At 66.0% G+C, this 12,314-nt stretch carries 10 protein-coding genes; 4 read left to right on the forward strand and 6 right to left on the reverse strand.

What is annotated here, in order from left to right; all coding sequences use genetic code 11:
* Positions 1–26 precede the first annotated feature (26 nt).
* From ftsX to CGS25_RS12880, 6 genes are all read right to left on the reverse strand, one after another.
* On the reverse strand, positions 27–1,055 hold the full coding sequence (ftsX, locus tag CGS25_RS12855) for a permease-like cell division protein FtsX (protein ID WP_101675721.1): 1,029 nt from the start codon (positions 1,053–1,055) through the stop codon (positions 27–29).
* Complete coding sequence (gene ftsE, locus CGS25_RS12860; protein WP_089034064.1) at positions 1,045–1,773, reverse strand: cell division ATP-binding protein FtsE; 729 nt, start codon at positions 1,771–1,773, stop codon at positions 1,045–1,047. Before ftsE ends, ftsX begins: the two co-directional genes overlap by 11 nt.
* 133 nt (positions 1,774–1,906) lie before the next feature.
* A complete protein-coding gene (gene ftsY, locus CGS25_RS12865; protein ID WP_101675722.1) occupies positions 1,907–3,103 on the reverse strand; it encodes a signal recognition particle-docking protein FtsY in 1,197 nt (398 codons plus the stop codon).
* Positions 3,104–3,318: 215 nt separating this feature from the next.
* Positions 3,319–4,884, reverse strand: a complete 1,566-nt coding sequence (locus tag CGS25_RS12870; RefSeq protein ID WP_101675723.1) for a DHA2 family efflux MFS transporter permease subunit — start codon at positions 4,882–4,884, stop codon at positions 3,319–3,321.
* Positions 4,884–6,125, reverse strand: coding sequence for an HlyD family secretion protein (locus tag CGS25_RS12875; protein ID WP_232802398.1), 1,242 nt, complete (start codon positions 6,123–6,125; stop codon positions 4,884–4,886). Before CGS25_RS12875 ends, CGS25_RS12870 begins: the two co-directional genes overlap by 1 nt.
* Positions 6,126–6,254: 129 nt before the next feature.
* Positions 6,255–7,841, reverse strand: coding sequence for an efflux transporter outer membrane subunit (locus CGS25_RS12880; RefSeq protein ID WP_269800693.1), 1,587 nt, complete (start codon positions 7,839–7,841; stop codon positions 6,255–6,257).
* A 203-nt stretch (positions 7,842–8,044) separates the two neighbouring features.
* Between CGS25_RS12880 and CGS25_RS12885 the strand changes: the two genes are divergently transcribed.
* The 4 genes from CGS25_RS12885 to rsmD all read left to right on the forward strand — a co-directional run bounded on the left by CGS25_RS12885 (position 8,045) and on the right by rsmD (position 12,203).
* On the forward strand, positions 8,045–8,743 hold the full coding sequence (locus CGS25_RS12885; RefSeq protein WP_198588791.1) for a CerR family C-terminal domain-containing protein: 699 nt from the start codon (positions 8,045–8,047) through the stop codon (positions 8,741–8,743).
* A gap of 118 nt (positions 8,744–8,861) precedes the next feature.
* Positions 8,862–10,187 carry a M16 family metallopeptidase gene (locus CGS25_RS12890; protein WP_101675727.1) on the forward strand — a complete coding sequence of 442 codons (1,326 nt, stop codon included), beginning with the start codon at positions 8,862–8,864 and terminating at the stop codon, positions 10,185–10,187.
* Entirely contained in the window at positions 10,184–11,626 is a 1,443-nt protein-coding gene (locus CGS25_RS12895; protein ID WP_232802399.1) for a M16 family metallopeptidase, read from the forward strand. The genes CGS25_RS12890 and CGS25_RS12895 overlap by 4 nt, the downstream gene beginning before the upstream one ends.
* On the forward strand, positions 11,601–12,203 hold the full coding sequence (gene rsmD, locus CGS25_RS12900; RefSeq protein WP_101675728.1) for a 16S rRNA (guanine(966)-N(2))-methyltransferase RsmD: 603 nt from the start codon (positions 11,601–11,603) through the stop codon (positions 12,201–12,203). The genes CGS25_RS12895 and rsmD overlap by 26 nt, the downstream gene beginning before the upstream one ends.
* Positions 12,204–12,314: the final 111 nt, after the last annotated feature.

A 12,314-nucleotide genomic window follows, 5' to 3' on the forward strand; every position in this document is an offset into this window, starting at 1 on the left:
AAAAACGGGCCGGCGCGGCCGGCCGGTCAGAATTGCGGCTCGATGTCACCGAGATGGCGGCTCACCGCTAGCCAGGCGCCCAGCAGCCCCAGGGTGCCGCTGAAGAAGGGCAGAACCAGGCCGGTAGCCGGGCTCATGCCGGTAAGCGAGTGCTCACTGTTGTAGAGGTTGAGCAGTTCATCGATGGGTTCGCCAAGCCACCACAGTGCCGCCAGCACCAGGGCCAGGGCCAGCAGGCCGCCGGCGAAACCGAAGCAGAAACCGGCGTACAGAAACGGACGCCGCACAAAGCCGTCGGTGCCGCCGACGATCTTGATCACCACGATTTCCTCGCGGCGGCTTTCGATGGCCAGCCGCACGGTGTTGACCACCACCAGCACCACCGCCCCGGCCAGCGCCAGGGTGAGCACGCCGATCAGGCGGTCGGCGAGCTCCAGAATGGCGTGCAGACGGCGTACCCAGGCGACATCAAGCTGGGCGTTGTCGACCCCCGGCAGCGCGCTCAGGCGTGCCTGCAGGTGCTCCAGGGCGGCCGGCTCGTTGTTGCCGGGGTACACCACGATCAGGGGCGGCAGCGGGTTGTCCGGCAGGGCTTGCAGCACCTCGCCGAAGCCGGATTGCGCCTTGAATTCGTCCAGCGCCTGCTGGCGGGTAATCACTTCGGTGTGATCGACGCCGTCGAAGGTTTGCCACTCTTTGGCCATCTCCCGTTGCCGGACTTCGCTGGTGTCGATATCGAGAAACACGGACAGGTGGGCGTTGCCCTCCCAATCGCTGGTGATGGTGCGGGCGTTGTCCAGCAACACCGCCAGCCCGGCGGGCAGCGCCAGGGCGATGGCGATCACCAGGGCTGTCATCAGGGTGCTGGTGGGGGCGGCGCGCATGCGGCCCAGGGCGTCGGCCAGGGAGTCGCGGTGATGCTGGCGCCAGGCGGTGAGGCGGTCACCCAGGGAGGTGCGGGCACTGCGGGCGCCCGCTGGCCGGCGCGCGGCGCGTGTTTTATCCGGTCTGGCGGAGGCGCCGGGGCGGCGGGCATTGCGTGGGTTACGAGCCATGGTGGTCCTCCCGCCGCGCGTACAGGGCGAGATCCTGCTCCACCTGCGAGGGCGCGTCCTCGCCGTCGTGAATCAAGGCGCCTTCGCGCAGGGTCAGCAAACGGTGACGGTAGCGGGCGATCAGCGACAAATCGTGGGTGGCGATCAACACCGCCACGCCGACCCGCGCGAAGTCATGGAACAGGTCCATGATCTCGGCGCTCAGCGCCGGGTCCAGGTTGCCGGTGGGTTCGTCGGCGAGCAGCAGCGGCGGTTTGTTGACCACCGCGCGGGCGATGCCCACGCGCTGCTGTTCACCGCCGGAGAGCATGATCGGGTTGAGTTTTTCCTTGTCCAGCAGACCCACTTTATCCAGCGCCGCGCGCACCCGCTTGCCGATGTCGGCACGGGCGAAACCGGCGATCACCAAAGGCAGGGCAACGTTGTCGAACACGCTGCGATCGAACAAAAGCTGGTGGTTCTGATGCACCATGCCGATTTTGCGGCGCACGAACGGCACGTGCCGGGCGCCCAGCCCGTTCAGGTTCTGCCCTTCCAGAAACACCTGCCCCTGGGTGGGCCGCTCGATCATCATGATCAGCTTCAACAGCGTCGACTTGCCCGCCCCGGAGTGCCCGGTCAGGAACGTAAGCTGCCCGGCCGGCAACTCAAACTGAATGCGGCGCAGGGCTTCCTTGCCGTTCGGGTAGCGCTTGCTGACCCGGTCGAATTTGATCATTTAGGTCCTTCGGACAGTTGAAAGCTACAAGCCTCAAGCTACAAGTCAAACAGGCACCGGGGAGCGCGGCGATGGCCTTGCAGCGTGGCAGGGTCGCCCCCGCGTTGCAGCTTGAAGCTTGTCGCTTGCAGCGTCACGCCGTGACGTCCTCAAACAACGCCTGCACGAATTCCTCGGCGTTGAAGGGGCGCAGGTCGTCGAGTTGTTCGCCCACGCCGATAAAGCGAATCGGCAGGCCGGTGCGTTTCGCCAGAGCGAACAGGATACCGCCTTTGGCGGTGCCGTCGAGCTTGGTCAGCACCAGGCCGGTGACGCCGGCGGTCTGACGGAACTCCAGGGCCTGGTTGATGGCGTTCTGGCCGGTGCCGGCGTCGAGCACCAGCAGCACCTCATGGGGGGCGTCCGGGGACAGCTTCTTCATCACCCGGGTCACCTTGGAGAGCTCTTCCATCAGGTTGCCACGGGTGTGCAGCCGGCCGGCGGTGTCCGCGATCAGCACGTCCATGCCCCGGGATTGGGCCGCCTGGACCGCGTCGTAAACCACGCTGGCGGAGTCCGCGCCGGTGTGCTGCGCCACCACCGGGATGGCGTTGCGTTCGCCCCACACCTGCAGTTGCTCCACCGCCGCGGCGCGGAAGGTGTCGCCGGCGGCGAGCATCACGTTTTTGCCTTCGGCCTTGAAGCGGCACGCCAGCTTGCCGATGGTGGTGGTTTTGCCGACGCCGTTCACGCCGACCATCAGAATCACATAGGGCTTGGTGCCGGCATCCAGCACCAGCGGCTGATCCACCGGTTCCAGCAACTTACGCAGCTCTTGCTGGAGCGCTTCATAGAGGGCATCGGCGTTGACCAGCTCCTGGCGGCCAACCCGCTCGGTCAGATTGCCGATAATGATGTCGGTGGCTTCCACGCCCACGTCCGCCACCAGAAGCTGGGTCTCGATTTCCTCGAAGATCTCGTCGTCGATCTCTTTGCCACCCACCAGCAGGTCCGCCAGCCCTTTGCCGAGGCTGCGGCTGGTCTTGCTCATGCCCTGCTTCATGCGGGTCCAGAACCCGCCGCGCTCTTCGACCTCACTGGCTTGCGGCGCATCGACCTCACTGGCTCGCGGCGCCTCGACCTCGCCGGCCGGCGGCGTGGCCGGAGCCGGGGCGGGCGGAGCGGGCTCGGCGGGTGGCGTGGCCGGGGTGTCCCGCTCCACGGCGGCGGGCTCCTCTTCGGTAGCCGGCTGGTCGGCGCCGGGGTCCTGCCGGAACATGCGCGAGAACAGGCCAGCCTTTTTCGGCTTCTCGGAAGCCGGTTTGCGGTCGTCGCGGGAATCGTTGTTCATCGGCTGTCCTGTGTGGGGGTCGGCTGTGGGGCGGTCGGTATGCTACCACCGCCGGGCGGGTTACATAAAACGGGCAGCACGCTTACACGCAGCACGCCTGCACGCTAGACCCGGTGCTGAGGTCGTTGGCGTGTTTTCTGCTGCGCATGGCCAACACACCTTCTCTCTCCGTTGGGGGGAGGTTAGCGTGCAGGCGTGCTGCGTGTAAGCGTGCCTCAATGCGCTCCGGCGGGGGCGCCGGTGCCGGACACGCCTCGGCGGATAATGAACACCAGCGGCACCATGCACAGAAACAGCACCGCCATGAACTTAAACACGTCCAGGTAGCCGAGCATGCTGGCCTGGTTGAGCAGGTCCCGGTAGAGGATGCCGTGGGCGAGCAGGCCGCCAGGGTCGCTGGCGGTGGCCTGGCCGATCTGGTGGAGGTTGTCCTGGAACGCCGGATTGTAAGGGCTGGTGTTCTCCGCCAGATGCGACTGGTGGAATTGCGAGCGCCGGGCCAGCAGGGTGGTGGCCAGGGAGATGCCAATGCTGCCGCCCACATTGCGTGACAGGTTGATGATCGCCGAGGCGTTGCTGGATTTTTCCATCGGCAGGCCGTCGTAGGCGGCGGTGTTGATGGGAATAAACAGAAAGCCCAGCGCCGAGGCCTGCAGCACCCGCGCCAGCATGATGGTGTTGTAATCCGCCTGCAGGTTGAAGCCGGTCATGGTGTACAGGCCCACGCCGCTGACAAAAAAACCAAAACCGATCAGGTAGCGGGTCTGCACCTTGGTGACCAGCCGGCCCACCACGGGCATCAGGCAGATAATGGCGATGCCGCCGGGCGTCAGCACCAGCCCCGCCTGGGTGGCGGTGTAGCCCATCAGGCTTTGCACGTACAGCGGCAGCACCGCGGTGCTGGCCAGCAGCACGAAGCCGAGAATCGCCATGAACAGGTTGGAGACCGCGAAATTGCGGTCGCGGAACAGGTGGATGTCGACAATCGGGTCCTTGTCGTACCACTCCCACACCACGAAGGCGATCAGGCCGACAATGGCGAGCGCCGTCATCACGACAATGAAATTGGAGCTCCACCAGTCGTCCTGCTGGCCCCGGTCGAGCATGATCTGCAGCGCCCCCAGGCCCACCAGGAGAAAGCTGAAACCGATGTAATCCATGCGGTTTTTCTGGCCCTTGCGCGCTTTGCGGGCGTCGATCATGTGCTGTGGGTCGCGCACCAGGGCGTGCACCAGAGGCAGTAGGATCAGCCCCACCGGCAGGTTGATCAGAAACACCCAGCGCCAGGAGAAATGGTCGGTGATCCAGCCGCCCAGTGTTGGGCCGATGGCGGGCGCGAACACCACCGCGATGCCGTACAGAGCAAACGCCATGCCCCGTTTGGCGGGCGGGAAGGCGTCCGAGAGAATCGCCTGGGAACTGGGTTGAAGGCCGCCGCCGGTGATGCCCTGCAGAGCCCGGAATACGATCAGCGTGCCCAGGCTGGGCGCCAGCCCGCAGGCCAACGACGTCAGCGTGAAACCGACGATGCAGAACATAAAGAACCGCTTGCGGCCGACCATGTTGGACAACCAGCCGCTGATCGGCAGCACGATGGCGTTGGCCACCGTGTAGGAGGTCAGGACCCAGGTGGCTTCGTCCTGGGTGGCGGACAGACCCCCGGCCACGTGCAGCAACGCCACGTTGGCGATGGAGATGTCCAGCACCTCCATGAACGCGGCGATCGCCACCACCGGGGCGATCACCCACGGGCTTACCGGCTTGCGTTCGGCCAGGCTCATCAGCCGGCGCTGCCCGGCTGATGGTGGCCGCCGTCGGCGGAGTCGCCCCGGTTGGCCTCGATGATGTCACGGATCAGGGTGTCCACCGCCTTGCCGTCGCGCTGGTAAACCGCGGTGTCGAAACGCACCCCCTGGGCGGGCGTCTGCGCCAGGGTCTTGCCGTCGCGGTCGTGGGTGTCCACGGTGACCACGGTGGACAGGCCAATGCGCAGCGGGTGGGCCTTGAGGTCGTTCCGGTCAAGCTGAATGCGCACCGGCAACCGCTGCACCACCTTGATCCAGTTGCCGGTGGCGTTCTGTGCCGGCAGCAGCGCGAAGGCATTGCCGGTGCCGGCGGCCAGGCCGGCGACCTTGCCGTGGTAGGTGACGTCGTCGCCGTACAGGTCGGCGGTCAGTTCCACCGGCTGGCCAATGCGCACGGCGGTCAGTTCGGTTTCCTTGTAATTGGCGTCCACCCACACCTGATCCAGCGGCACCACCGCCATCATTTTTGCGCCGGGCTGCACCTGCTGGCCAACCTGAACGCCGCGCTGCGCCACATAACCGCTGGTCGGCGCCAGAATGCGGGTGCGCTGCTGGTTGAGAAACGCCTGGCGCAGGCGTGCCTCGGCGAGCAATACCTGGGGGTGGGTTTCAAGGGTGGTACCCGACACCGCCGCCTGGCTGGCCGCCAGTTGATGGCGGGCCTGCTGGTAGGAGGCCTGGGCGGTTTGCAGCGAGGTTTCCGCGTGTTGGAAATCCTGGGTGGAGATGCCACGTACCTTCCGCAGATCCCGGGCCCGCTGGAAGTCACGGCGCGCTTGCTGGTAGGACGCCTCGCGCAATGCCACGGTGGCGCGCAGCCCTTCGGCCTGGTTGAACAGCTGCCGCACCTGGCGCACCGTTTGCGCCAGATTGGCGCGCGCCTGGTCCAGGGCCACCCGGGTATCGCTGTCGTCCAGTGTCACCAGGGTGTCGCCGGCGTGCACCAGGTCGGTGTCCTCGGCGTTGATCGACACTACGGTGCCGCCCACCTGGGGCGACACGCTGATCACGTTGCCACCGACGTAGGCGTCGTCGGTACTGATGTGATAGCGCCCCCAGGTGAACCAATACAGCGCGTAGCCCAGTGCGATCACCACCACCAGCACCGCCAGCACCAGCAGAATGCGTTTGCGCTTGCCGTTATTGCCGTTGCCGTTTTCCGTTTGCGCTGGTTCGGGTTGTTGCCCGGCGTCTTCCGGCATTGCTGTCTCCGCCATCCCTTGTTCTCCAACTGGTGCGCGGCTGAGTCGTCGCGTGGTTCGCTCGCCGGGCCCGAGCCCGGATTGTGTGTGCCGTGATTGTGTGTGCTGTGACCGTATCCGCTGTATGGCGCTCCGCGATGCCGCTCAGGACTCGCCGCCGGTGCCCGCCACGGGTTGCGATGGCGCCGGCGCGTTCCACCAGCCGCCGCCGAGGGCATGGTAGAGCGTGGCGGTGTCCACGAAGCGCTGGCTGACGGCGCCGATCCGCGCGGTCACCGCCTGGTTATAGCGCTGTTCCGCGATCAGCACGTCCAGATAGGCGGCGCCGCCGGCGCGGTACTGTTTGCGCACCAGGGTCAGCCCGTCGCGGTTGGCGTCCAGGGCGCGGTTCTGGGCGCTCAAGGCGGCGGCGTCCTGTTCAATCGCATCCAGCACATCCGCGACCTGGGTGAACGCGCTCAGTACGGTGTCCTGGTAGCGCGCGTACTGCGCCTGCCAGGCGGCCTTGGCGCTGTCTCGTTCGGCGCGCAGCGAACCGCCATGGAACACCGGCGCCAGCAGCGAGCCGCCCAGGCTCCACACCTTGGTGGGGCTGGAGAACAGATCGCCGCTGTGATTGGCCTGGGAGCCCAGATCGGCGCTCAGGTTGATGCGTGGGTAGAGGTTCGCGGTCGCCACGCCCACCTGGGCATTGGCGGCATGCAGTTGTTGTTCGGCGGCGAGGATGTCCGGGCGCTGGCGCACCAGTTCCGAAGACAGGCTCAGCGGCAGCCGCTCGGGCAGCCGCAGATCGCTCAGCGACAGCGCCGGCGCCTGGAAGCGCCCCGGGTCGCTGCCCACCAGCCGCGCCAGGGCGTGTTCGGTGCGCGCCAGGTCGTGGCGCAACGCCGGCACCTGGGCCTGGCTGTCCGCCAGTTGCCCGCGCGCGCGCAGCACGTCGGAGTAGGCCACCGAGCCGGCGCTTTCCTGTTTGCCGAGCAGGTCGAGCTGGTCCTGCTCGGCATCAATGATGCGTTGCGTGGCGGCCAGTTGGTCGCGCAAGGCGGCGTAGCGCACCGTGGTCACCACCACGTTGTCCACCAGGGTCAGGATGCTGCCGCGCAGCAGATTGCGCTGGTATTCCACCCGGGCTTGCTGGGCCTCGGTTTCACGCAGGGTGACGCCAAACGGGTCCAGGTCGTAGCTGAGGGCGACGCGGGCTGAGTACAGGTTGAAGACGTTGTTGAACTGCGGATTGTCCAGGCCGATGGCGGCGCCGTTGGAGCGTTGCCGGGTGACGCCGCCGTTCAGGTCCACATCCGGCAAGGCCGAGCCGCGCACCGATTTCAGTTGGAAGGCGGCCTGGCGCAGGCTGGCCTGGCTGGCGGCCAGCGATGGGTTGTTGGCCAGGGCCTGGTCGATCAGGGCATTGAGCGCCGGTGATTGGAACAGCGTGTACCAGTCGGCGGCGATTGGCTCTCCGGGGGCGAATGTCTGCGCGCCACCGGCCGGGCCGTCGCTGTTGGTGGTGGGCGCCAGCGGTGCGTCCACGCTGTAGGCCTGGGCGGTTTGCGGCGCCGGTGATTGGAAGTCCGGCCCCATGGCGCAGGCGCTCAGCGCTCCGGCGCAAAAGGCCACGCCCAGCCATCGCCACGCGGATCGTGGGCCACGAGCGTGCTGTCCGGAGCGAAGTGGAACGCCTCGAGAAAATCGCGGGCCGCGCAAAAGCGGGCAATGGGACGTCGATAGCATGGTGTCGCGAACCTGGGCCAAAAACACGGATCACCACTCGGACCATGGCCGGGCGGGGCTGTCGTGGGGGTCGCCACCGCCCGGGTATGAGACGAGACCGGGGCGGCGGAGGCCGGCGATCGACAATATTTAATCCATCCCCATGACAAAATCAATCGAATGAATTAAATTTTCCCGTAATGGCGCAAAGGGAGCAGTGGGGCATGGGCAGTATTTCATGCAAGGGTAAGAGCGCGCGCAGGGGCGCGGCGAAGGGCGAGGCAACCCGCAGTGAATTGACCCGCGAACGGTTGATCGCCGCCGGCTTGGCGCTGTTTGGCAGCCATGGGTTCGAAGGCGTCAGTACCCGCGCGCTGGCGGCCCGGGCACGGGTGAATCAGGCCGCCATTCCTTACCACTTCGACTCCAAAGAGGGCCTTTATCACGCCGTCGCCAGACGCATCGTGGAGATGGTGCGCCCGGGGGTGGAACCGGTGCTGCTGGATATTCAGCGCCGGCATCAAGAAGGTGTCACCGATCTGAGCGTGGCGCGCGAGGACGCCACCCTGCTGATCCTTACCCTGCTCAATAAAATCGTCAATCAGCCGCATAAGTATGAGATCGGCCACTTTATGATGCGCGAGCAGATGCAACCCTCCGCCGCCTTCGACATTCTTTACGAGAGCCTGATCCAGCCGCTGCACGACACCCTGGCGATGCTGGTGGGCGCGTTGCGTGATCGGCCCCGCGACGACGAAGAGGTGATCATCGAGGCGCACACCCTGTTCGGGCAGGCGGTGATCTTCGGCGTGCACCGCACCACGCTGTTGCGCCGGCTCGACATCGACAGCCTGGATCAGCAGCACCTGAGCACCGTTAACGCGGTGGTCCGCGCTTTGGTGTATCGTCAGTTCCCGCTTTAGGGCCTGGGAAACTTCAGCGCCGCCCGTCGGTCTGATTGCGCGTCCCGTCACCGCCGGGTGGCGTTCGTGGATGCCCGGCGCCACCTTTCCAAGACGATAAACCAGAAGCGGGCTGTCTATGCACAAACTCGTCGTAATTACGCTGGCCCTGTTGTTCAGCGTCGCCGCCAACGCCCAGCCGCCGGCCACGCACGCCTTTCAACTGGATAACGGCCTCAAGGTGCTGGTGCGCGAGGACCATCGCGCGCCGGTGGTCACCGTAATGGTCTGGTTCAAGGCGGGCAGCTTCGATGAAGCCCCCTATGAAACCGGCCTGGCGCATCTGCTTGAGCACATGATGTTCAAAGGCACCGAACACCTGGGGCCGGGCGAATTCTCGCGCCTGGTGGCGCGCTTCGGTGGCAGCGATAACGCCTTCACCAGCTACGACTACACCGCCTACTTCCAGCAATACGAAGTCTCGCGGTTACCGCTCGCCCTGGAGCTGGAAAGCGAACGCCTGAAAAACCTGAAGATCGACGACCAGGCCTTTAAAAAGGAGCTTCAGGTGGTGATGGAGGAGCGCCGCCAGCGCACCGACGACAACCCCAACGCCCTGGCCTGGGAGAAATTCCAGGCGGTGGCGCGCCCGGGCACCGGTTACGCCCACCCGGTGATCGGCTGGAGCAACCTGCTCGCGCAGTTGCAGCCGGAACAGGCGCGCAGCTGGTTCAAGCGTTTCTATGTACCGGGAAACGCCACGCTGGTGATCGCCGGGGACGTCACCGAGGCCCAGGTGAAGCCGCTGGTGAACCGCTTCTTCGCCGGCTTGCCCGCCGGCGATACGCCGCCGCGCCCCCGCCAGGCGGTTAACCCGCCCGCCGGCGAGCGGCGCATGACGCTGCATTTGCCGGTCAAGGTGCCGGCGCTTTATATGATGTACAACGTGCCCTCGCTGACCACCGCCGAAGAGAAAAAAACCTTCTATGCGCTCACCCTGCTGGGCGGCGTGCTGGACGGCGGCCTCAGTGCCCGCATCGAGAGCCGGCTGGTGCGTGGTCAGCGCCTGGCGGCCGGCGCCGGCGCCGGTTACGACGGCCTGAACCGGGGCGACGGCGCCTTCACCTTGACCGCCTCGCCGAACCCGGGCGTGAGCCTGGACCGGTTGGAGGCGGCGTTGAAGGAGCAGATCCAGCAGTTGGCGCAAACGCCACCCAGCGAAGCGGAAATGGACCGGGTACGCGCGGGCGTGCTGGCCGACCAGATTTATCAGCGCGACTCGGTGATGGGCCAGGCCATGGAGCTGGGCATGCTCTCCACCCTGGGTCTGGATTGGCGGCTCTCCGAGCAATTCAGCGAAAACCTTGAGGCGGTCACGCCAGAGGATGTCCGCGACGCGGCCCGCCGCTGGCTGGTGGCGGAACGCAGCGCGGTGGCCCACGTGATTCCGGAGGAACAGCCATGAGCTCAATGACCGCCATGAACACAGCAATCCGATCACTGACCGTGTTCACCACAGGCCTGTGCGCGGCCCTGTTACTGGCCGGCTGCGCCAGTTTTCCGACCACCGCCGCCAAGGTGCGCGATGCCGAGCCGGCGGCGCCGCAGCTGGACATTCAGTCCTGGCGCACCGCCCAGGGCGCACGGGTACTGTTCGTGGCCAGCGACGCTCTGCCGATGCTGGATGTGCGCCTGGTGATGGACGCCGGCAGCGCCCGCGACGGCGATCAGCCGGGCCTGGCGGCGCTGACCAGCGCGTTGCTCGGCGAAGGCGCCGAAGGGTTGGACGTGGACCAGATCGCCAGCGGCTTTGAAGACAAAGGCGCCCAGTTTTCCACCGGCAGCTACCAGGACATGGGCGTGATCAGCCTGCGCACCCTGTCCAAGCCGGCCTGGCGCGACGCCTCGGTGGATCTGCTCGCCCGGGTGATCGGCCAACCCGATTTCCCGGAGCCGGCGCTGCAGCGCATTCGCACGCAAATGATGCAGGGCATGCGCATGAATCAGCAGGTGCCCGGGCCCCAGGTCAGCGATGCGTTCCTGAACACCGTATTTGGCGAGCACCCCTACGGGCACCCTTCGTCCGGCACCCTGGATTCGCTGCCGGCGATTCAGCGCGCCGATCTGCGCGCCTTTTATCAGCACTATTACGCCGCCGGCAACGCGGTGATCGCCCTGGTCGGCGACGTCAACCGCGCCCAGGCCGAGCGCATCGCCGAACGGCTGAGCGCGGCCCTGCCCCAGGGCGGGCCGGCCGCTGATCTGCCCCGTGCCCAGCGGCTCACCCGGCAGACCGTGCGCCATCTGGAGTTTCCTTCCGCGCAGACCCATATCCTGATCGGCAATCAGGCCACCTGGCGGGGCAACCCGGATCACGCCGCGCTGTACGTGGGCAATTACATTCTTGGCGGCGGCGGCTTCGCTTCCCTGCTGACCCGCGAGGTGCGCGAGCGGCACGGGTTTGTCTACGGCATTTCCAGTTACTTCAAACCGATGGCGGCGGGCGGCCCGTTCCTGTTGCAGTTGCAGACCGCCAACGACAACGCCGATCAGGCGCTCGGGCTGACGCTGCGAATTCTCGATGATTTCATCGCCAACGGGCCCACCGACGAACAGTTGGAAAACGCCAAGGCCAACATTCTTGGTTCGATGGCACTGGCAACCGCCGACAACAGCGATATCATCGGGCAGCTTGGCGCCATCGGCTTCTACGACCTGCCCCTGGACTATCTCAAAGAGTTCAACCAGCGGGTCAAGGCAGTGACGGTGGCGGACATTCAAAATGCCTTCCGCCGTGCCCTGGATCCGGATCGTCTGGCCATCGTCAGTATCGGCCCCAAGGCGCCCCAGGTGCCGGCGCGGCCACAGAGCAGCAGCGATGAAAACCAGGGGCAAAACCAGTAAGGGCCAGGTTCGGATTATCGGCGGTGAGCGACGCGGGCATCGGCTGCATTTCGTCGATCAGCGCGGCGACCTGCGGCCCTCGTCGGATCGCATGCGCGAAACCCTGTTCAATTGGCTGCGGGCGGAGCTGGCGGACGCCCGCGTGCTGGACCTGTTCGCCGGGTCCGGGGCGCTCGGTGCCGAGGCGCTGAGCCGCGGCGCCGAACACGCGGTGCTGGTGGAAAAAAAGCGCGAACGGGCGGCGGATCTGTCCCGTCAGTTGCAGCCGATGTTCGGCGAGCGCGTCAGCGTGCATTGCGCCGACGCGCTGAAATGGCTGGCGCGCAGTGCGCAACGGTTTGACCTGGTGTTCGTCGATCCACCCTACGATCTGGGGCTGGCCGAGCCGGCCTGCCAGGCGCTGCATGAACTGGGTCTGCTGGCGCCCGATGCCTGGATCTATGTGGAATCCCGCAAGCAGAGCGAGGCGCCCGCGGTGCCGGAAAGCTGGCAACTGGTGCGCGAAAAAGAAAGCGGTGATGTGCGTGCGCGGCTTTATAGAAAAACAAACGTCGACAAGTTAAAAGTTCAAAGTTGAAACGCGGCCAAGGCCCCCTCGGCGGCCAAGGCCCTGCCCGCGCTTTTCACTTTTAACTTTTCACTTTGAACTGGTTTTGGAGGTATGTTTTGGGACTTGCCATAGGGGCGG

Origin of the sequence: Alloalcanivorax mobilis (genome assembly GCF_002864685.1) — a bacterium.
GTDB lineage: Bacteria > Pseudomonadota > Gammaproteobacteria > Pseudomonadales > Alcanivoracaceae > Alloalcanivorax > Alloalcanivorax mobilis.